This is a genomic window from Thioalkalivibrio sp. ALE23 (assembly GCF_000378545.1).
Taxonomy (GTDB): domain Bacteria; phylum Pseudomonadota; class Gammaproteobacteria; order Ectothiorhodospirales; family Ectothiorhodospiraceae; genus Thioalkalivibrio.
Map to the genome: position 1 here is coordinate 1 of NZ_KB900034.1, position 20,103 is coordinate 20,103.

At 67.1% G+C, this 20,103-nt stretch carries 23 protein-coding genes and 1 pseudogene; 11 read left to right on the forward strand and 13 right to left on the reverse strand.

Going from position 1 to position 20,103, the window contains the following annotated elements:
* Positions 1-261, reverse strand: a 261-nt coding sequence (locus F573_RS14230; protein WP_155986646.1) for a helix-turn-helix domain-containing protein, incomplete at its 3' end; no start/stop codon positions are given.
* A gap of 706 nt (positions 262-967) precedes the next feature.
* On the opposite strand from F573_RS14230, the gene F573_RS0108805 reads away from it, so the two are divergent.
* Positions 968-1,975, forward strand: coding sequence for a restriction endonuclease (locus F573_RS0108805; RefSeq protein ID WP_019022269.1), 1,008 nt, complete (start codon positions 968-970; stop codon positions 1,973-1,975).
* 796 nt (positions 1,976-2,771) lie between these two features.
* Here F573_RS0108805 and F573_RS0108820 read toward each other — a convergent pair.
* The 4 genes from F573_RS0108820 to F573_RS0108835 form a co-directional block, all read right to left on the reverse strand.
* Entirely contained in the window at positions 2,772-3,884 is a 1,113-nt protein-coding gene (locus F573_RS0108820) for a Fic family protein (protein WP_019022272.1), read from the reverse strand.
* Positions 3,885-4,130: 246 nt separating this feature from the next.
* A complete protein-coding gene (locus F573_RS0108825; RefSeq protein ID WP_081619215.1) occupies positions 4,131-4,388 on the reverse strand; it encodes a Txe/YoeB family addiction module toxin in 258 nt (85 codons plus the stop codon).
* Positions 4,367-4,657, reverse strand: coding sequence for a type II toxin-antitoxin system RelE/ParE family toxin (locus F573_RS0108830; protein WP_019022274.1), 291 nt, complete (start codon positions 4,655-4,657; stop codon positions 4,367-4,369). The genes F573_RS0108825 and F573_RS0108830 overlap by 22 nt, the downstream gene beginning before the upstream one ends.
* 4 nt (positions 4,658-4,661) lie before the next feature.
* Complete coding sequence (locus tag F573_RS0108835; protein WP_038033287.1) at positions 4,662-4,901, reverse strand: type II toxin-antitoxin system ParD family antitoxin; 240 nt, start codon at positions 4,899-4,901, stop codon at positions 4,662-4,664.
* Between the two features lie 281 nt (positions 4,902-5,182).
* Here F573_RS0108835 and F573_RS0108840 point away from each other — a divergent pair, with 281 nt between their 5' ends.
* The 4 genes and pseudogenes from F573_RS0108840 (at position 5,183) to F573_RS0108855 (ending at position 6,443) form a co-directional block, all read left to right on the forward strand.
* Entirely contained in the window at positions 5,183-5,437 is a 255-nt protein-coding gene (locus F573_RS0108840) for a YlcI/YnfO family protein (RefSeq protein ID WP_019022276.1), read from the forward strand.
* A 22-nt stretch (positions 5,438-5,459) separates the two neighbouring features.
* Complete coding sequence (locus F573_RS0108845) at positions 5,460-5,759, forward strand: type II toxin-antitoxin system RelE/ParE family toxin (protein WP_019022277.1); 300 nt, start codon at positions 5,460-5,462, stop codon at positions 5,757-5,759.
* Between the two features lie 256 nt (positions 5,760-6,015).
* Positions 6,016-6,156 (forward strand): annotated as a pseudogene (locus tag F573_RS15235) (efflux RND transporter permease subunit); the annotation flags it as partial.
* Positions 6,157-6,200: 44 nt separating this feature from the next.
* The gene (locus F573_RS0108855; protein ID WP_019022278.1) at positions 6,201-6,443 is read left to right on the forward strand and encodes a type II toxin-antitoxin system Phd/YefM family antitoxin; all 243 of its coding nucleotides are present in this window, start codon (positions 6,201-6,203) and stop codon (positions 6,441-6,443) included.
* Between the two features lie 21 nt (positions 6,444-6,464).
* On the opposite strand, the gene F573_RS0108860 is transcribed toward F573_RS0108855, so the two are convergent.
* Entirely contained in the window at positions 6,465-6,674 is a 210-nt protein-coding gene (locus F573_RS0108860; RefSeq protein ID WP_026300868.1) for a DUF3185 family protein, read from the reverse strand.
* Positions 6,675-6,796: 122 nt separating this feature from the next.
* On the opposite strand from F573_RS0108860, the gene F573_RS0108865 reads away from it, so the two are divergent.
* The gene (locus F573_RS0108865) at positions 6,797-7,129 is read left to right on the forward strand and encodes a DUF3634 family protein (RefSeq protein WP_019022280.1); all 333 of its coding nucleotides are present in this window, start codon (positions 6,797-6,799) and stop codon (positions 7,127-7,129) included.
* Between the two features lie 9 nt (positions 7,130-7,138).
* On the opposite strand, the gene F573_RS0108870 is transcribed toward F573_RS0108865, so the two are convergent.
* On the reverse strand, positions 7,139-7,903 hold the full coding sequence (locus tag F573_RS0108870) for an SDR family NAD(P)-dependent oxidoreductase (protein ID WP_019022281.1): 765 nt from the start codon (positions 7,901-7,903) through the stop codon (positions 7,139-7,141).
* Positions 7,904-7,954: 51 nt separating this feature from the next.
* Entirely contained in the window at positions 7,955-8,107 is a 153-nt protein-coding gene (locus F573_RS15240; protein WP_019022282.1) for a hypothetical protein, read from the reverse strand.
* A gap of 104 nt (positions 8,108-8,211) precedes the next feature.
* Between F573_RS15240 and F573_RS0108880 the strand changes: the two genes are divergently transcribed.
* The gene (locus F573_RS0108880; protein WP_019022283.1) at positions 8,212-9,348 is read left to right on the forward strand and encodes a glycerate kinase; all 1,137 of its coding nucleotides are present in this window, start codon (positions 8,212-8,214) and stop codon (positions 9,346-9,348) included.
* Positions 9,349-9,352: 4 nt separating this feature from the next.
* On the forward strand, positions 9,353-10,300 hold the full coding sequence (locus F573_RS0108885; RefSeq protein ID WP_019022284.1) for a nitroreductase family protein: 948 nt from the start codon (positions 9,353-9,355) through the stop codon (positions 10,298-10,300).
* A 247-nt stretch (positions 10,301-10,547) separates the two neighbouring features.
* Here F573_RS0108885 and F573_RS0108890 read toward each other — a convergent pair whose 3' ends face one another.
* Positions 10,548-11,000, reverse strand: coding sequence for a DsrE family protein (locus tag F573_RS0108890; RefSeq protein ID WP_026300869.1), 453 nt, complete (start codon positions 10,998-11,000; stop codon positions 10,548-10,550).
* Positions 11,001-11,384: 384 nt separating this feature from the next.
* Here F573_RS0108890 and F573_RS0108895 point away from each other — a divergent pair, with 384 nt between their 5' ends.
* Positions 11,385-11,918 carry a macro domain-containing protein gene (locus tag F573_RS0108895; RefSeq protein ID WP_019569796.1) on the forward strand — a complete coding sequence of 178 codons (534 nt, stop codon included), beginning with the start codon at positions 11,385-11,387 and terminating at the stop codon, positions 11,916-11,918.
* Between the two features lie 22 nt (positions 11,919-11,940).
* Here F573_RS0108895 and F573_RS0108900 read toward each other — a convergent pair whose 3' ends face one another.
* The 4 genes from F573_RS0108900 to F573_RS0108915 form a co-directional block, all read right to left on the reverse strand.
* Positions 11,941-13,032 carry a hypothetical protein gene (locus tag F573_RS0108900; RefSeq protein WP_019022287.1) on the reverse strand — a complete coding sequence of 364 codons (1,092 nt, stop codon included), beginning with the start codon at positions 13,030-13,032 and terminating at the stop codon, positions 11,941-11,943.
* A gap of 110 nt (positions 13,033-13,142) precedes the next feature.
* Positions 13,143-16,244 carry an efflux RND transporter permease subunit gene (locus tag F573_RS0108905; protein WP_019022288.1) on the reverse strand — a complete coding sequence of 1,034 codons (3,102 nt, stop codon included), beginning with the start codon at positions 16,242-16,244 and terminating at the stop codon, positions 13,143-13,145.
* A gap of 14 nt (positions 16,245-16,258) precedes the next feature.
* Positions 16,259-17,371 (reverse strand): efflux RND transporter periplasmic adaptor subunit, encoded by a 1,113-nt coding sequence (locus F573_RS0108910; RefSeq protein WP_019022289.1) that lies wholly within the window; start codon positions 17,369-17,371, stop codon positions 16,259-16,261.
* A complete protein-coding gene (locus F573_RS0108915; RefSeq protein WP_019022290.1) occupies positions 17,368-18,090 on the reverse strand; it encodes a TetR/AcrR family transcriptional regulator in 723 nt (240 codons plus the stop codon). The genes F573_RS0108910 and F573_RS0108915 overlap by 4 nt, the downstream gene beginning before the upstream one ends.
* Positions 18,091-18,270: 180 nt before the next feature.
* Between F573_RS0108915 and F573_RS0108920 the strand changes: the two genes are divergently transcribed.
* Positions 18,271-19,140: a hypothetical protein gene (locus tag F573_RS0108920; protein WP_019022291.1), complete on the forward strand. Its 870-nt coding sequence runs from the start codon at positions 18,271-18,273 to the stop codon at positions 19,138-19,140.
* A gap of 49 nt (positions 19,141-19,189) precedes the next feature.
* On the forward strand, positions 19,190-20,080 hold the full coding sequence (locus F573_RS0108925) for a hypothetical protein (protein WP_231372029.1): 891 nt from the start codon (positions 19,190-19,192) through the stop codon (positions 20,078-20,080).
* Positions 20,081-20,103 lie beyond the last annotated feature (23 nt).

Sequence of the window (20,103 nt, forward strand, 5' to 3'; positions counted from 1 at the left end):
ATCGTCCAGCGACAGCAGGGCGATCTCCCGGACCTGGACCACGATCGCCTCCTGTTCCGCTGTGAGCGTCGTGTGCATCGTCTTCGGACGATGGGTCCGGTCTTCCACCTCGGTGCGCCGGCGGCGCCACTTGCGCACCGTCATGCGACTGATGCCGTAGCGCCGGGCCAGTTCCGGGTCGCTGACGCCGGCCGGCGCCTCCTGCAGTTCCTGCCGGATCCGGGGTGTGGTGCGGGCGTTGGAATGGATCGTACTCGCCATGCGGTCAGCCTCCCGTTCGCTCATCGGGCACAATACTCATCCACTCCCGGGCATGAAACAGGGGTGCCTTCTCTCGCGGTATGCAATCAGACGAGACCTGACATATAATAAGCGACGACGCCCGGCTTTTATCAGCACGCTCGCCGGTTGTAAAAGAAGCCAAGAAGCGTGTATCTCTGCCGCTTGGGTCTGAAGATCAATTGTCTGAGAAGCTTGCGGAAGAACTGAGGGCGGGTGAGGAACGTCTCCTACGGTTTTTGGATCGATCGAAGTCCCGTTGACTGCCCCGGGGTTGTGACGGTCAGAAAAGATAGTTCGGGGTCAGACCTTGCTTTTTGCCCCCAGATCATGGGAGAGGCAAGAGGCAAGGTCTGACCCCAAGTGCGTGTGGTCGCTGCACAGCGACATGGGATCGCGACGGCGAGATGGCCAGCGATAAGGCCTTCACCGCCTGCCGGGGTTGAAGGCCTGTTGTCGGATCTTCGGTACTAACGGGTGCGCATTCACCCGTAGACGAAGATAACGGGTTCGGACCACGGTAACCAACTGTAGTGCAGACGATTAACGTCCCCTGAAGGCTTGTTTAACGCCTTAAAGTGCCCATTTCGACGCTGAAATCGGCCGCCGGGGGGCCTGGCGGAGATCGTGTAAGGCGATGACGGAGAGGCTGCCATAGTGAACCGGATCAAGATGTTGAACAGGGGGCATGATGGCTGAAGTGAATATGTGGATGGTGCGTGCGGGCCAGGGAGGGCGGCAGGCCGATGAATTTCGAGAAAAGGGGCATGTCGGCATTGGCTGGGAGGAGATCGGCGATCTGTCCGCCTTCGCGGACAAGGCTTCGCTGGTACAAGAATACCGCTCACGCTTTCCGGACTGGCCCGACGGCCGACGCCTGAGCGCGGCGAGCCAGCTGATCCGGTTTCGGGACGAGATGGCCGCGGGAGACCGGGTACTCACGTACGACTCCAGTCGCCGGATCTATCACGTGGGCACGATTACGGGGGAGTACCGGCACGACACGGCAGTGCTGCCGCCCTGCGAAAACGTGCGCGCCGTAGAGTGGCAGGCGGAGCTGGATCGGGACCGTCTTTCGCTCGCTGCGCGGAATTCTCTCGGGTCCACCCTCACGCTGTTCCGGCTCTCGGATGCGGTCAGGCAGGAGATCGAAGCCCTGCTGAGCGGGCAAGCGACCGCGCCAGTCCCGGCAGAGGAGCAGGATGACGGCGAGGACGAGGAAGCCCTGCTGAAACGCTACCGCGAAGAGGCGGTGGAGATCATCAAGGACCGGGTGAGCCGTCTGGATGCCTGGGAAATGCAGAGCCTGGTTGCCGGCCTGCTGCGTGCGATGGGCTACAAGACGCGAGAGTCTTCACCGGGGCCGGATCGGGGCGTGGACGTGATCGCCTCCCCCGATGGGTTCGGGTTCGAGTCGCCGCGCATCGTGGTGGAGGTGAAACACCGGCCGCATACGGCCATGGGCGCGCAGGAGGTGCGCAGCTTCCTGGGCGGGCGCCACGGCGACGACAAGGGCCTTTACGTGAGTACCGGCGGCTTCACCAAAGAGGCCCGTTATGAGGCGGATCGGGCGAAGATCCCGCTAATGTTGATGGACCTCAACGGCCTGGTCACCGCCCTGATGGAACACTACGACCACGCCGATTCGGAAACCCGCGCGCTGGTGCCGCTGACCCGCCTGTTCTGGCCCGCCTGAGTGTCCGGTGGCCGGGGCTCCGCACGCAAGCAAAGAGAGAAGGAGAAAGGACGTTGGGACTCGACGATCGCGACTACATGCACGAGAAAAAGAAGCCAGCCAGGAAGAGGGGCACGGGGAACAGGGCTGGCCGCCGCTCCGGCTCCGGTTCCGCTACTCGGTCCTCGCCGAGGTTGCGCACTGCGCCGGAGATGCCGGACTGGAAAACGATCCTCCTGGGCGTGTCACTCGCCGCGAACGTGATCCTGCTGATCGCCCTGGTGGTCCTGCATGTCGACTAGAGTGCTGGCCTGAGGCTGTGGCGCTTGGTCGGGGCCGTTGTTTACAGGAGAAAGACGGGGTTGGACCAAGGTAACCCACTGTAGGAAGGCGACTTCCATCCTCTCAACGCCGGTTTCTGAGCCTTGAACGAGGATTTTTTGCCGGCGAAATGGGGTCTTTGGGCGCCTCGGGCGCGCACACGCGCCATTCGCTCAAGATTGAGATGGTCTGCCGCAGGGACCCGGCGAGCGTGTTTGCGGTCAGGCCTTGCCTTTTGGCTCAAGGCATGGGTGTCCAGGAGACCTCGCGGACTTCGGGTCAGACCTTGCCTTTGGCCCCCGCATCAAGGGAGAGGCAAAAGGCAAGGTCTGACCCCATGCCTCCTCCGTTCGTAGCCCGCGAGGTTGTGGCGCGCGTGGTTCAGGTGCCCTGAATAAAGGTAACAGCCGGGTTCCTGCGGATGCCTGAGCGCACGGCGCATGCACGGTGCTTGCCCCCTACCGCATTCCTTGTCGACCTGGTGCGACGAGACGGGTCATCCGAGCGTGTCCGGCAAGGCGTAACTCGTGCTGCGTCCACCGCCCGGGTTCTTCTTTAATGCGCCTCGAGCCACCAGGTCCGCAATGTCGCGCTGCGCCGTATCCTGCGAGCACTTGGCCATCCGGGCCCAACGTGAAGAGCTCATCCCACCTTCGAATCCGTCCAGCAGGCGTTTGAGAACCTTGATCTGTCGGGCATTGAGCGGCTCCGTGGCGAAGCGGTCCCAGAATTGGGCCTTGAACAGGACGTGCTCGAGTGCATCCTGGGCGTTGCTCAGCGAACGCTGCAGGCAGCCCAGGAACCATTCCAGCCACAGGGTGATGTCCAGGTCCCCCTGTTTCTGAGTCCGCTCCAGGATGGCGTAATAGTCACTGCGTTCCCGAAGGATCTGCCCGGACATGCTGTAGAAACGTTCCGCCGAACCATCCGCTCGTGCCAGCGCCATATCGGCGATTGCCCGAGCGATACGCCCATTTCCATCCGCGAACGGGTGAATGGTCACGAACCAGAGATGGGCCAGCCCCGCCACCAATAGCGGATCCAGAGGGCCGGGCGACTTGAACCACGCGACGAAGGCGTCGACCTCCCCCGGGATTCGCTCGGCCGGTGGCGCGGAGAAGTGCACCTTCTCCCGACCAACGGGACCCGACACCACCTCCATCGGCCCTTCATCGTCATCCCGCCAACGCGCGACCGGAATCCGCGTCATCCCGCTACGTCCCGTCGGAAACAGGGCCGCATGCCAGTCGAACAGCCGATCGACTGTCAGTTCACGGTCAAAGGACTTCGTGGCATCCAGCATCAGCTCGACCATGCCGTCGACGTCCTGCCCTGAAGCGGTCAGTCCACCGGCCTCCAGGCCGAGGCGACGTGCAAGCGAGGAGCGCACCTGATCCAGCGGCAGTCGCTCGCCTTCGATCGCGCCGGAATCCACGATATCCTCCGACAGCACGCGAAACGACGCTTCCTCGCGCAGTGCGAATCCCAATCCCTGCATCCTTCCGAGCAGCCGACCCTGCTCGCGCGCGGCCGCAGCCAGCATCGGCGCGATATGTTCCGCGTCCCACTGCCAGTGGGGCCAGCCGGTCAGTTCCGAGATGTATTGCACGACATTCTCCGCAATCTATGCGTAGATTATGCGAGTCAATCTCCGCATTTCCAAGCGGCTTCGGACTACGGTAACCCTCTGTCGGAACGAAACTTTCGCATGCTGAAGGCCGGGTGCGAGCCTTGAACTAGGCATTTCACCCCCGAAATGGGACCTTCACGGCACCCTGGGCACGCCCAGTGGCCCCGGGGCTAGACCTCGCCTGTTGCCGATAAGCCCCCGAGCGGAGGGAAAGGCCCGCTCGGATCACAGCGTGTCGTAAAGGCCGCCGATCGCGAAGATGTAGATGGCTTGATCGTCGAAGCGGTAGATCAGTCGGTCCCGGGCGGACAGGCGCCGGGACCAGAAGCCCGAGAGCGAATGCCGGAGGGGTTCCGGCTTCCCGGTTCCGGTGGCCGGGTCGTTGCGGAGCATTTCCTTCAGGATCCGGCGCAGGGTTCGATGCAGCCTTGGGTCGCGCTCCCGGAGCGTTACCGCATTGCCTACGGCTCGTCTCCCTCCCAGTCCTCGTGCGCGTGGCGAACACGGATGATCAGGATTTCATCACCTTCGATCTGGAACAGCACGATGTGTGCGCCGACGGGGTGAACCCGAACGGGTGGTGAGATTTCCTTACGCTCACGCGCTGCACGAGGGTTTTCCGCCAGAAACTCGAAGGTTGCAGCCAGCAGGCTGTGGTAGCGCTCTGCCTGTTGCAGGCCGAATTGCTCGACGCTACTGCGGAAGATCTCGATGACGTCGTCTTCCGCCTTGCAGGTCAGGGCATATCGCATGCTGTTAGTCTTCGGGGTCGCTTCTGGCGGCTGACTTCAGCTCTTCCATCGTTCGCTCACCACGGCCGCTTTCCAGGCCTTCCGTGGCGAGCGCCTGCAGGTGCGCGATCTTCAGCGCCCGCTCCCGGTCGCGGCGGATCAGGTCTCGCACGTAATCACTGCTGTTGCTGTACTGGCCGGATTGCGCCTGCTCCTCCACCCAGGATTTCATGGGATCGGGTAGCGAAATGTTCATTGTGGCCATGGAGGCCTCCGCGTCTCGGGTTGGCAATCTTTGCCATAAGTATAGGCCAGCAAGCCCGGATCGTCGATCATTGCGGTCGGTCACAAGGGCCACCAACGGTACCGAGCGACGGTCGATTGCCGCGGCCTCTGCGAGGCCTCGCAATGACGGAGACAGGCCAGAGTGGTTACCCGTGGCCCATCAGCCGGGTCAGGCTGCGTCGAGCGGCGCGGACGGGTCCACCGATGGGCGCTGTATTGCATTTGCGATACACTCCGAGGAGGTTCTTGCGGAGACGCGGTATGAAAAACACAACGTTACCGGCCCTGCGGGTCAGCGATGGTTTTCGGCATCAGGTGGAGCAGGCCCTTGGCGAGGGAGAAACGCTGTCGGCCTTTATCGAGGATGCCGTTCGCCACGAGATTGACCGCCGACAGGCGCGGGCCGAGTTTCTGGCGCGCGGTCTGGAATCCGCGCGCCGCGCCCGGGAAACGGATGAGTACTTCCCGGCCCAATCGGTGCTCGACGATCTCGACCGTCTGTTAAGCAAGCAGTAGCCGACTCGCTGGAGCCTCAAGGATGAGTTACTCGGTACGATTTACAGCGCAGGCACGCGAAGATCTCCTGCGGCTTGTCGCGTTCCTCTCGGAGAGCGACCCGGCAGCCGCGGCCCATGCCCGAACCGCCATCGGCGAGGCGGTGTCGCTACTGGAGCGCTTTCCGCTGAGCTGCCGCATGCTCGACGCCTCCTACCCCCGCATCCGCGAACTCCTGATCCCGTTTGGCCGCTCGGGTTATGTCGCCCTGTTCGAAATCGACGATGCCGAGACGGTCACCCTGCTGGCGTTCCGGCACCAGCGCGAGGATGACTATTTCTAAACACGTGGGAGCCCAGCCCTCTGGGCGATGGGGTGTTGGACGCGCCTGATCGGCCAGGGGGCTGGCCTCCTACTAAACACGTGGGAGCCCAGCCCTCTGGGCGATGGGGTGTTGGACGCGCCTGATCGGCCAGGGGGCTGGCCTCCTACTAAACACGTGGGAGCCCAGCCCTCTGGGCGATGGGGTGTTGGACGCGCCTGATCGGCCAGGGGGCTGGCCTCCTGCGATAGCCGGGCCCCAAGAACACGGTGGGGAACGGGCGGTGGTGGAGGCCGGCGCGCTGCGCCTGCGTCCGATCCTGATGACCACCCTGACCACGGTGCTCGGCATGTTGCCGCTGGCGATCGGCCTCGGCGAAGGCGCGGAGATCAAGCGTACGGTTTGCGGGACGTACGTCAAGGCGTACTCTTAATCGGAGCCCACACACGCGCGAGGTGTGCCATGACGGGGAATACGGCTACAGAGGCGCGCAGCAACCTCTACCGGTTGATCGACGAAACGGCGGAATCCCATGAGCCAATCGTGATCACTGGCAAACGGAACAACGCAGTCCTGCTATCCGAGTCGGACTGGTCGGCCATTCAGGAGACCCTGTACCTGCTATCGGTGCCGGGTATGCGCGAGTCGATCCGCGAGGGGATGGAGACCCCGGCGGATGAATGCGACGAGGAGCTGGATTGGTGACATGGAAGCTGGTTGGCGACCTCAGCGGCGCACGCCGAAGATCGCCAGGACGAGGCCGACGACGGTCATTATCCCGCCAAGGATCAGGTACAGGCGCGTGTCATCGGTGTAGCGGCCGGTGAATTCCTGGTGCAGTTCCTCGGTCAGGCTTTCGGTGGCGTTGAAGCCCATGACCAGGAGGATGATCCCTCCTGCCATAAGGGCGAGTCCCAGAATCCGGGTCCAGTGCATGTTGTGTGCCTCGGTTGGCGAGTGATCCCCTGACGCTAGCACGGATTGGCGCGTTCGCAGCGTGCGGTAGGCCGCATCGGGGCTACACTGGGCACGTGTTCCACGCCCGTGGCGTAACCATCATGTTGCTGACGTTGCTGTTCATGTTCGCCATGCTGGCCCTGGGGGTCGCGCTGATGCTGTGGCACGCACGGCTGGTGTTTACGGTGGAGCTGCGTGACGGCACGGCCCGGGTGCGGCGCGGCAAGCCGCCGACGGCGTTCCTGCGCGGCTGCGAGGACGTGGCACGCCAGTACCGTCTCAAGCGCGGGCGGATCCATGCGGTACGCGCGGATGGCGGCGTTCAGCTGCGTTTCTCCCGCGATCTCCCGCAGAACACCCACCAGGCCTTTCGCAACGTCTGGACCCCGCCACCGGGCGGTGGCGGGGGCGGCGGCATGCGCGCGACGGGGTAGGGTCCCGGGCTACTGCGCGCAGAGGCCGCCGTCGACGACGTAGGTGTTGCCGGTGCAGCCGGAGGCGGCGTCGGACAGCAGGAACGCGGCCATGCCGGCGCATTCCTCGTTGTTGACGTAGCGACCCAGCGGGATGCGCGCCTCGAAGGACTGGTGCACCTCGTCGGCGTGGCCGGGGTTCGCCTGTTCCTCGATGGATTCCATCATGCGGTTGGCGACCGGGCCCGGGTTGAGGGTGTTGACGCGGATGTTCTCCGGCCCGAGTTCGGCGGCCAGGCACTTCATCATGCCCACCACCGCATGCTTGCTGGATACGTACGGCGAGAGGCCGCCGAAGCCGCGCAGTCCGGCCACGCTGGAGGTGATGACGATGCTGCCGCCGTTGCCCCGGCGCAGTGCCGGCAGGGCCGCCTCCGCACCCAGGCGCACGCCCTGCACGTTGACGGCGAAGACCTTGTCCCAGGCGGCATCGGTGCGGCTGTCGAACGGGCCGATCTCGCCCTCGATCCCGGCGTTGAGGAACACGCCATCGAGGCGGCCGAAGCGATCCACGGCGGTGGCGACCATGCGTTCGTTGTCCTCGCGCCGGGTCACGTCCACTGCCAGGCCCACCGCGCGCTCGCCGAGCGAGCGGGCGATGTCTTCCACCGGGCCCGCCTCGCGGTCGGTGATGACCAGGCTGGCGCCCTGTTCATAAAGCTTGCGCGCCGTGCTCTCGCCGATGCCCCCGGCGCCGCCGGTGATGGCGATGACCTTGCCTTCCAGACCGTTCATTTCACTTCTCCGTGTCGTTAACCGTGTGGTGAATTCGATGGGACCAACGTATCAGCTTCCGCCGCGGGTTCGCAGATGCAGCAGCCGGCCGATGAATGCGATCCCGAGGATGATCCAGCCGACGGGATACGGCAGCACGCCGGCGAAGAAGGCGGCGAGGGTGGCGAGCAGCAGCAGGCCGATGATCAGCAGCGGGATGTCCATGTACGTTCGAGCCGTGGGCCGGGCGAAGGTTCGTTGCGCCATCGTCCATAATGAAAGCCGTGGCAACGGACGGACGTGACGGGTTGCGGACTCGGGAGGGAAGCTTGGCGGAGCCGCTGCGGGTGGTGGTGTGCCCGGACAGTTTCAAGGGCAGTCTGGCGGCCGAGGAGGTGGCCGCGGCGATGGTGCGCGGCGTGCTTGCGGCGCGGCCGGATGCCCGGGTGCAAGCCCTGCCGATGGCCGATGGCGGCGAGGGCACCGCATGGCGTGTAAGCCGGGCGGCGGGCTGGGAATGGCGCCATGCGCAGGTCACCGGCCCCGACGGAACGGCGCTGCAGGCCGGCTGGGGACTGGACCCGCAGGGTCGCCGGGCGGTGCTGGACGTCGCCGCGGCCTGTGGTCTGGACCGGATCCCCGCGGGGCGCCGCGATCCCTGGCGGCTGGATACCCGGGGCGTGGGCGAACTGATGCGCGCGGCGCTGGATGCGGGGGCGCGGCATCTGCTGGTGGGCCTGGGCGGCAGTGGCACGGTGGACGGGGGCGCGGGCCTGCTGGCAGCACTGGGCGTGCGGTTCCGGGATGCGGACGGATGTGCGCTGGCGCCGCATCCGGCGGCGCTGGGGGGCCTCGCGCAGGCCGATTTCGCGGAGCTGGATCCGCGCCTGGGCGAGGTCGAGATCACGCTGCTGAGCGACGTGGACAACCCGCTGATCGGTCCGCAGGGGGCGGCGGCGGTGTTCGGGCCGCAGAAGGGCCTGGCGGTGGACGACGTCGCGGCGATGGATGCCTGCATGCAGCGCCTGGCGGGGGGCATCGAGGCCGCCGGGTGGCTGCGGCGGCCGGTGGATGCGCCGGGCGCCGGGGCGGCCGGCGGGCTGGGCTTCGCGCTGGGCTGCGTGCTGGGCGGGACCGCGCGCATGGGGGCGGCGTACGTGGCCGACCTGATCGGTCTGGATGCGGCGATGCGCGAGGCGGACCGGGTGATCACCGGCGAGGGCCGGCTGGATGGCCAGACCGCGCATGGCAAGGTGGTGGCCGAGGTGCTGCGTCGCGCCGGGGGGCTGGGCGTGCCGGTGGCGGCGGTGGCCGGTTCCGTGGATGCCGATGCGGACGAACTGGCCGCGCTGGGCCTGACCGACGTGCGCGCCCTGTGTGACGGGAGTCTGACCCTGGAAGAAGCCATGGCGCGTCCGGCGGATGCCATCGCGGCGCGCACCCGTTCCCTGATCGAAGAGGCCTGACCCCATGGATCTCGACCCCGTCATCCGGAACTGGCTGGAGCTTGCCGCGCAGGCCCCGTCGTCGCACAACAGCCAGCCGTGGCGGTTCCGCGTGGCGCGTGATGGGGTGGAGGTCTGGACCGACCCGGAGCGGGTCCTGCCGGTCTCCGATCCCGGCGGGCGCGAGCGGGTGATCAGCGTGGGCTGCGCGGTGATGAACCTGCGGGTGGCCGCGGCGGCTGACGGCCGGGGCCTGAACGTGCGTCCGGAACAGGCCGGTCCCGGACCGTACGTGCGCCTGCTGAACACGACCCACGCAGGCGCCGATCTGCAGACGCTGCCGCTACTGAAGGAGTGGATCCCTCGGCGCCGCTCGTGGCGCGGACGTTTCCGTCCGGACCCGGTGCCGCCGGAGGTTGTGGATGCGCTGGTCGCCGCGGCGCGCCAGGAGGGCGTCTGGTTGCGGCCGGTGACCGGGACGGAGCCGCGTCGCGAGATCGTACGGCTGGTGCGGGAGGCGACGCGTGAGCAGTGGCGCAACCCGGCCTGGCGGGCGGAGCTGGCGCACTGGATGCGCCCGGCGGCCGCAGGCGATGGGCTGCCGGTGGGGCGCTTCACCGGCGGTCTGACCCGCTGGGCCGTGCGCCGGCTGGTGTCGCCCCGGCGGATGGCCCGTGCCGAGGCTCGGGTGGCGAGCCGGGCGCCGGTCCTGCTGGCGCTGGGGACGGGGATCGACGGGCCGATGCAGTCGCTGGCCGCCGGGCAGGGCCTGCAGCGGGTGCTGCTGGAGGCCGCGCGTCACGGGTTCTGCGCGCGCTACCTGAATCAGCCGCTGCAGCTGCCGGAGCGACGCGCGGAGCTGGCAGAGCCGCTGAGTGGCGGGCATCCGCAGCTGCTGTTCGCACTGGGGCGCCCGGACGGGACGCCGCGGGCGACGCCCCGGCGGTCGGTGGAATCGTTGCTCCGGACGTGACGCCGGATCGGCCAGGGGGCTGGCCTCCTACGGGGTGTCGGGTCGGCCAGGGGGCTGGCCTCCTGCGGGGTGTCGGGTCGGCCAGGGGGCTGGCCCCCTGCGGGGTGTCGGGTCGGCCAGGGGGCTGGCCTCCTACTTGCCCCCGTGGGAGGCCGGCCCTCCGGCCGATTGTGCGCGCGGGCAATCGCCCGTGGAGGAATCAGGCCTCCGGCCGACCGTGGTGCAGCCGGAGGCGGGCCGGATGGTTTCAGGGCCGGCTGTAGGTATAGCCGTTGTTCTGCAGGTGCGAGATGTGGGCAACACCGCTCGGAATGATATCCGCCTCGCGAGCATCGTACAGATCTTCGTGGAGATCGATATTGCGCCCGGCCAGCGTGTTGGCGCAGACCTGGAACTCGACATCCTGGAGTTTCAGGTTGTCCACACGGGCACGCAGGTCATCGTGGTTCCGGGCCGTGTCGAGCAGGCCGAGGCCGTCCCCGTGCATGACTACCTTGATCTCCATGTTGTCTGCGCCGACAGCATTGATGTGGTTCTGAATGTTGCCCATCGCCCCCATATACCGGTCGGTGTCGTCGTAATTGACGTGATAGACGACCTTTTGCGTGCCATAACCGTTGTCGTTCGCGAGCGCCGTACCAGACATTGCGAGAGCGGCGGCTGCGGACAGAGCCAGCGGGATCATCATCCGGTTTTTCATGAGCGTACCTCTTCTTGTCATTTTTCTTTTGCACCCACGGGTGCCTGTCGCGTTTGCCAGGGGGCTGTTTATGTTGGCGCCCCTGGTACAGGAAGGGACGGGGTGAAAAAAGTTATATTCCTCATGCATGAGAGATTAGAATTTTCGCTCATGATGATGAAGGCCGTGGCCTGGACGGGTCGGCCAGGGGGCTGGCCTCCTACGACGGATGGGGCCCTGCCCCCGGTAGGAGGCCGGCCCTCCGGCCGATTGTGCGTTCGGGGAATCTCCTGCGCCGGGTCGGCCAGGGGCTGGCCTCCTACGGGACCGGGGTGGCGTGTACGGGGCCGGTTGGCTGGCCTATGCTTGAGACGGAAATGATCAGGGAAAGATGGGGGAAGAATGATGCAGGTTGTGGTCCGGGGAGTGAAGATCGAGTGCGTGACCGGCAACATCGTCGAGCAGCACGACATGGACGCCATCGTCAACGCGGCCAATGCCTGGCTGCGCCCGGGCGGGGGCGTGGCCGGGGCCATCCACCATGCGGCGGGGCCGGAGCTGGAGCGTGAATGCCAGGCGCTGGCCCCCATCGAACCGGGTCAGGCCGTGCTGACGGACGGGCACCGGCTGCGCAACCGTTACGTGATCCATTGCCTCGGGCCGGTGTACGGGCGTGACGAACCGGCCAGTCGCCTGCTGGCCTCGTGCTATCGCGAGGCCCTGGCGCGCGCCGAGGAGGCGGGGATCTTCAGCATCGCGTTCCCGGCGCTGTCCACCGGGGCGTTCGGCTACCCCATCGAGGACGCGGCGCGGGTGGCCCTGGAGACGGTGGTGCACCGGACCCCGCATCTGGAATCGGTGCGCTACATCCGCTTCGTGCTGAGCAAGGACGAGGACCGCGACATCCACGCACGCATCCTCAAGGAACTGACGGAGTAATACGGGCTCCGCGGTTCCCCGCTCAGGCGGTCAGGTCGATCTGCTGGACGCTGCCGGTTTCCCCGTCTTCGTTGATCCACAGTCCGGTGGACTCGACCTGGCCGAGCAGGGTGTTGTCTCCGCTGTGCCGCAGGTCGAACGGGGTGCTGACGTGGCCCAGGTAGATGGCGCCGACCCCGACCTCTCCCAGGGCGAGTAGCTGGTCGCGCCCCTGTTCGTCGCGCGTCCACACGCGCAGGCGGTCGTAGACCGGGTCGTCCGCGTCGATCCAGCTGTTGCCGTCGTGGTCGTGGCGGCGCAGCTCGGCAAAGCCGTCGCCGGTGAGCGGGCCGAACAACTCCGAGCCGTCGTCCACCTTGCCGCTGCCGGAGCGGTCGATGGCCAGGAACCCGCTGCCGGGCTGGAGAAAGGCCACCTGCTGTTCGTGGCCGTCGGCATCCAGGTCGAACTCGAAACGGGTGTCGGTGAGGGCGGCCGCCGGTGCATCGAAGTTGATGACCAGCGGATCGTGCAGCTCGGCGTCCATGCCGGCGCTGACGCGGGTGTGCTGCATGAACTCGCGGCTCATGCTGACGGAGAGGTCGATGTCGATCGCCTGACCGTCGGCGGTGCGCACCATGCCCCGGGCCTCGAAGGACGTGTGCTCGACTTCGATACGGGTTTCCTCCACCGACCAGGCGATGCCGGCACGGGCCACCGGGGCCGGTCCCCGTGCGTGAGCGGCGGGCGGCGAGAATTCGACCGCCTCGGCATCCTCGGCCGGGTCCGGGCGCAGCTCGGACGGGTCCAGGACCTCGATCTCCCGGCCGGTCAGGCGTTCCACGATCAGGCGCAGCAGCTCCATGCGCATGTTGTCCAGCGGGGTGAGTTCGGCATCCGCGGGTGCCGCGCCGACCGTGGAGCGGGCTTCGGTGTGCGGGGTGGCGGCCGGGGCTGACAACGATGGCAGGGCCCGGGGGGATTCGCCGGTTGCCGCGATTGCTGCGGGGGCTGCCGGCGGTGCTGGCAGGTTCGCGGCGGCGGCGCGGGTGGCGGTGACACGTGCCGAGCGGTGCGTGGCCTCGAAGGCGACGCGCTGGCTTGAAAGTTCCAGGGAATGTTCTGCGATGCGCATGGGCGGTGGCCCTCCGGGTACACAACTTCCCGGAGGTAACGGCTGGCGGGCGGCAAACTTTAGCCGCATGGCGGCAAATGGTTGCCGCCATGCCAGGTCAGGCGTGTCGGTCAGGCGGGCGAGTGGTCCGTCTCCCCGGCGGCGAGGCTGTCGGCGTAGTGGTCGCGGGCGAGGTAGGTGTAGATCGCCGGGACCACGAACAGGGTGAACAGCGTGCCGATGGCCATGCCGGCGGCGATGACCAGCCCCATGGCGAAGCGCGAGCCGGCGCCGGCGCCGGTGGACATCAGCAGCGGCACCATGGCCACCACGGTGGCGGTGGTGGTCATCAGGATCGGCCGCAGGCGCAGGCTGGCGGCCTCCTCGATCGCCTCGCGCAGCGGATGCCCCTGGCGCTGCAGCTGGTTGGCGAACTCCACGATCAGGATGCCGTGCTTGGCGATCAGGCCGATCAGCGTCAGCAGGCCCACCTGGGTGTAGATGTTCAGCGAGGTCACGCCCAGGCTGATGAAGATCAGCGCGCCGGCGATGGACATCGGCACCGTGGTGAGGATGATCAGCGGGTCGCGGAACGACTCGAACTGCGCGGCCAGCACCAGGAAGATCACGAGCAGGGCGAAGAAGAACGTCACCACCAGGTCGCCGCCCTCGGCCTTCAGCTGGCGGGATTCACCCGCGTAGTCCACGTTTACGTCCGGCGGCAGTACTTCGGCGGCGATCTCGTCGATCAGGGCCAGGGCCTCGCCGAGGGTCACGCCCGGGGCCGGCACGCCCTGCAGGGTCACCGCGTTGAGCTGCTGGAAGCGGTTCAGCTCGCGCGGGGTGACGCTTTCCTCCAGGGTCACGATGCTGGACAGCGGCACCGGCGTGCCGTCGGCGGTGCGGGTGAACAGCTCCTCCAGCTGCTCCGGGGTCAGGCGGTCGGAGCGCTGTACCTGGGGGATCACCCGGTAGCTGCGGTTCTCCATCGCGAAGCGGCCGGTGTAGCCCCCGGAGAGGAACGTGGCGAGGTCGGCGTTCAGCGTGGTCATGTCGATGCCGAGCTGGGCCGCGCGCTCGCGGTCGATCTTCAGGTCCACCCGCGGTTTGTCGAAGTCGAGATCGGTATCCAGGAAGATGAAGCGCCCGGTGGCCATCGCGCGCTCGGTGATCTCGTCACTGAACGTTTCCAGCTCCTCGAACGAGGCCGTGGAGTTGAACACCACCCCGATCGGGGCGCCGTCGCCCGGGGTCGGCAGCTGCGGTGGCTGGACCGCGAACACCTCCAGTCCCGGGATGCGCTCCAGCGCCGGTTGCAGGTCTTCTTCCAGGATCGTGTCGGTGTCGCGCTCGCGCTGTTCCCACGGGCTCAGCACGAAGCCACCCAGCGCCTGGTTGGTCGCGCCGGCCATGCCCGGGCCGCCACCGAAGCCGTTGACGATGAAGATGTTGTCCATCTCCGGGATCTCGTCGAACAGGCGGTCGGTCAGGGCCGTGTTCCGTTCCAGGTGGTCGATGCCCATGTGCGGGTCGCCCTCCATGATGGAGAAGGCGAAGCCCTGGTCCTCGGGCGGTTCCAGTTCCGACTGCGAGGTGACGAACAGGAAATAGCACGAGACCAGCACGATGGCGCCGAACATCGCGATGGTGAAGCGGTCGTTGAGGGCCCCGTGCAGGCGCCGCCGGTAGCGCCGGCGCAGGCCGTCGAAGCGGTCGTCCAGCCAGGTCTCGATGCGTCCGCGCTGCTGGCCGTCGCCGTGGCGCAGGATCTTCGAACACATCATCGGTGACAGGGTGATGGCGACGATCCCCGAGATCACCACGGTGGCCGCCAGGGTGAAGGCGAACTCGATGAACAGCGTGCCGGTCAGCCCGCCGATGAAGCCCAGCGGCAGGAACACCGCGACCAGCGTGGTGGACATCGCCACGATCGGCCAGGCCAGCTCGCGCGCCCCCTGCAGCGCGGCCTCCATGCGCGACATCCCCTCCTCGATATGCCGCGAGATGTTCTCCAGCATGATGATCGCGTCGTCCACCACGATGCCGATCGCCAGGACCATCGCCAGCAGGGTCAGGAGGTTGAGCGAGAAGCCCATCAGCAGCATCAGCATGAAGGTGCCGACCAGCGACAGCGGCACGGCCACCGCGGGGATGATCACGCTGCGCAGCGAGCCCAGGAACATGTAGATCACCGCCAGCACGATCAGGAGCGCGAGGGCGATGGTGATCAGCACCTCGTTGATCGCGCTCTCGATGTAGTCGGTGGAGTCGTAGACGATCTCGCCGTTCAGACCCGACGGCAGCCGTGGTTCCACGCGCTCGTCGAAGACCTCGCGCACCTCGGCGATCACGTCCAGGGCGTTGGCGTCCGGCGCCAGCTCGATCCCCATGAAGGTGGCCGCCTGACCGTTGAAGCGCACCGAGGAGTCGTAGGTCTCCGAGCCCAGTTCCACTTCGGCCACGTCGGCCAGGCGCACCAGGTCGCCGTCGGCCTCGAACAGTACCAGCTGCTCGAATTCCTCGACGCTCTGCAGGTCGGTGTCGGCGGTGAGGTCGAGGCTGACCATCGAACCCCGGGTCTGGCCGACCGCGGAGAGCACGTTGTTGCCCTCCAGCGCCTGGCGCACGTCGCGCCCGCTGACCCCGTAGGAGGCCATGCGGTCCGCGTCCAGCCAGGCCCGCATGGCAAAGGGCTCGCCGCCGAGGATCTCGGCGCGCTGCACGCCGTTGACGGTGGACAGCTCCGGCTGCACCTCGCGCACGAGGTAGTCGGTGATCTGGTTGTTGTCGAGCTGTTCGGAATAGAACGACAGGTACATCGCCGCGACGTCGTCGCCCACCGACAGGTCCACCACCGGGTCCTCGGCCTCGGCCGGGAGTTCGGAGCGGATCTTGTCGACCTGTGCGGAGATCTGGGTCAGCGCCTCGTTGGGGTCGTAGTCCAGCTCCAGGTGCGCCTGCACCGTGCTGGTGCCCGCCATGCTGGAGGAGACGATGTAGTCGATGCCCTCGGCCTCGGCGACCTCGCGCTCCATCGGGGTGGTGATGAAGCCCTCGACCAGATCGGCTTCCGCGCCGATGTACGAGGTGCTGACGGTCACCACCGCGTTCTGCACCTCGGGGAACTGGCGGACGTTCAGGTCCACCACCGCGCGGATGCCGAACAGCAGGATGAACAGGCTGACCACCGTGGCCAGCACCGGTTTCTGAATGAAGACGTCGGTGAAACGCATGGTCGCGGTCCGGCTCAGCGAGTGTCCGGGCGCGGGTCGCGCTCGGCATCCGGCCGGGCGTCTTCGGTGATGTTCACCGGGGTGTCGTTCTGCAGCTTGAGCAGGCCGCTGGCGGCCACGGTCTCGCCTTCCTCCAGCCCGTCGCGGATGCGGATCAGGTCGCCGCGCCGTTCGCCGGTCTCGACCAGACGCTGTTCCACCCGCTTCTGCCCGTCATCGTCCTCGAACACCACGAACGCCGACTGGCCCCACGGGGCGTGGCGGATGGCGGTCTGCGGCACCACCAGTCCTTCCTCGGCCTCGCCGCGTTGCAGCGTCACGCGGGCGAACTGTCCCGGGCGCAGGCGGTGGTCCTCGTTGTCGAGGGTGGCCTGCACGCGGAACATGCGCGACGCGGGACGCACCCGCGGCTCGATGGCGGTGATGACACCGGTGCCAACGGCGTCGTGCGCATCGGTGCGGATACGCACTTCCTGGCCCGGTTCGACTTCGCTCAGGCGTCGTTCGGGCAGGGTGAAGTTGAGGTGGATCGGATCCAGGGTCTGCAGTTCGACCACCGGGTCGCCGGGGCCGACGAACTGGCCCTCGTCGATCTGGCGGATGCCCAGCTGGCCGTCGAACGGCGCGCGCAGGCGCTTCTGCCGGATGCGCTCTTCCTGCGAGCGCACGGCGGCGCGGGCCTGTTCCGCTTCGGTCTGCCGGCGCTGCAGTTCGGAGTCGGAGATGCTGTCGCGCTCGGCCAGCCCGCGGGCGCGCTGCAGCTCGCTTTCGGCCAGCATGGCCGCGGCCTGCAGGCTCTCCAGCTCGGCGCGGTCGAGGGCGGTGTCCAGCTCCACCAGGGTCTCGCCTTCGACCACTTCGGTGCCACTGGAGAACAGGATGCGATCCACCAGGCCCTGGCTCTGGAAGCTCAGGGTCGCGCCGCGCACCGCCTCGAGACTGCCGATGGCGCGGGTCTCGGGTGTCCACGCGTCGGTCTCGACGGTGGCTGCGTTGATGGTGGCCTCGGGTTCGGGCATCTCCTCGAAATATTCGGCGATCTGCTGGTCGATGAAGGCCTTGAATCCGAAGATCCCGCCCAGCACCACGGCCACGCCGAACAGCATGTAGAAGAAACGGCGGCTCACTGGAAGGTCTCCTGCAGCACGGCGCGCACGCGCTCGGTCTCCGCGCGCACCACCGAGGGTTCGTCGGGGTCCACGCGCGGCTCCCAACGCCAGCCGGTCATCAGGGCGTGGAAGTGCCGGATCAGGTGATCCAGCGGCTGGCCGATGTCATACGCCTCCAGCAGGCCGCGCGCGTTCGCGAGGTTCTGCATGCCCAGGTTCAGGGCCCAGGGGCCGAGCCCCATCTCTTCGGCGGAGATTTCCCGTGCCACGGGAAGGTCCCCATTTTCCCGGGCCCTTTCCACCACGCCACTCACGGCATCGCTGATGGGCTGGGCGGCCGTGAGCAGGGCCTCCCGGCGTTCCTGCGAGATCTGCGCCCAGACCGCTTCGGTGAGCAGGTACTGCATCAGGCGGTAGTGGTCCGGGTTGGCGGCGGCGAAATCGAGATCCGTCAGTACGATCGCCAGCATCTGCGAGCGCGTGCCCAGGGGCAGCTCCGGCAGCCGGCGGAAGCGTTCGGCGTGCTGGATGGTGGTGCGTGTCGCCACCGCGGCCAGCAGATCCTCCTTGGAGGCGAAGTGCTGGTACAGCGTGCCGGTGGCGTATTCGCAGGCGGCGGCCAGCTTCGACATCTGCAGGGCCAGCAGGCCATCCGTGCGGATCAGCTCGTGGGCCTTGTCGATGAACAACTGTTCGCGTGCCTGGCGCTCGCGTTGCTTGCGGTCTTCGGTTCCCATGACGCTGCAGACTAGCGAACCCGGAACGGTTTGTGAACTGGGTTCATGGATTGTGTCGGATTCGTGCCGTCGACTGGAACACGCTGCGGCCGCTCGACGTCTGCCGGGGGGCCGGTTCCCTACCCCTGCCGGCCAGCGGGAAAGTATCCTTGAGGGGAAGGCAGGCCACGAGGAAGGCCCATGAAGACACTGCGCGAACGGATGGCCGACAACGGCTTCGAATCGAATATCGACTATGCCCATCATGTGGACTGTGTGCTGGCGCAGGCGGGCGGCGTGATCCCCACGCTGAACGTCGAGGGAGATTCGGGCCGGCGCAAGACGGCCTTTGCCAACGCGCTGGCCGCGGCACTGGAAGTCCCGCACGTGCTGTATCACGACTTCACCCAGGCGCAGGACCCGGTGCCGACCGCACAGCCGGCATCCAACCCGGAGGAGGGCGGCCGCGAGGAACCGCCGATCCCGGCGTTCGACCGCGAGGTCTCCAGTGCCTGCGCGTATTCCGAGGGCGAGCGCACCATCCTGATCCTGGATCAGCTGCAGGCGGCGGACTTCCGCGAGCACCTGCGGCTGTACCGCTTCGTGGTGGATGGCGAGTGGTCCATGGGCGGGGCGTCGTTCGTGGCCAGTCGGGAGCGGCTGATGCTGGTCCTGATCTCCGAGGAACCGGTCTATCATTCGTTGAAGAAGGTCGGTTTCAGCGTGTGGGTGCCGCGTGCCTCGGTGGGCGAGTCGGATTACCGCCCGGAGGACTTCGGCCTGGGGCCGGAGGCCGAAGGGCTGATGAACGGGCTCGGGGAGCTGTTCCGGACGCTGGGTGTGCAGCCCACGCCATCGGAGTTCCAGCGGCTGCTGGACGATATCCGCAACCGCGTGCGTACCCGCGAGGAGCTGACCCATTCGATCTTCGGCCGGACCGAGGGGATCGACCACATGCTGCTGGTGTCCGATGCGATCCAGCAACGCATGGAACGGCTGATGCCGGAGCTGTGGGAGTTCGTGGGGTCCGAGCACGTGGAACTTTCTGGCGTGCCCCCGGATCCCGAGTAGACGGATACCGGGCCGCAGGGCCCGGCGTCGCACGCAGGGGAGGATGGCCATGGTACGGACGGGACGGACAGTGGCCGCAGGCTGGCGGCTTGCGGGCGTGGCGGGATTGATCGTGTTGCTGGCGGGCTGCGGGCGCGCCTTTCCGGAGCCGGCGCCGGATCGGGAGTTCGCCGACGGGCTGTCGGCCGAGACCCTGTTCGAGCGAACGCTGGAGGCGCACGGGGGCGACCTGCGCGAGGATCCGCGCGACTTCAACATGGCCACCGACGGCGAATGGGGACGCATGATCCAGCGCATCCAGCCGCTGGTGGCGGACACCGGATTCCGCGGTCGCTCGGAAGAACGCTACCGGCCGGCGGATTCGCTGTATGTCCGCGAGTACACCGGGCCCGAGGGCGTAAAGCACGTGTTCCGCCACGAGGGCACGATCAGCGTGTACTACAACGGGGAGTTCGAGACCGATCCGGACCGGGTCGCCGCCACCGCGATGACCATCGACGCCGGCGAGCTGTTCCATTTCGGCCCCAGTTTCGTGAAGCACCGCGCCACCGATCTGCAGCGCCTGCCGGACCGGCGCGAGGACGGGGTGGACTACCACCGGGTGCTGGCGACCATCGAACCGGGCTTCGGCTTTGCCGAACGCGACGAGGTGGTGATGTGGATCCATCCGGAGACCGACCGGCTGTACCGCGTGCACATCACGCTGGAGGGCTTCGAGCGCACGCAGGGCGCGCACGTGGACACCACGTTCCTGGAGTACGAGGAGGTCGGGCCGTATGTCCTGCCGTCGCGCTTCGAGGAACGGGTGCGTGGCCCGCTGCGCCTGCACGTCCACGACTGGTGGGTGACCGGACGCGACATGGACCGTGGCTGGGACATCGAGGACGTGCGCGGACCAGGGTTCTCGGGCGCGGCCGAGCCGCCGGCCGCCGAGGAATAAGCCGTTCGCTGATAGACTGGCGC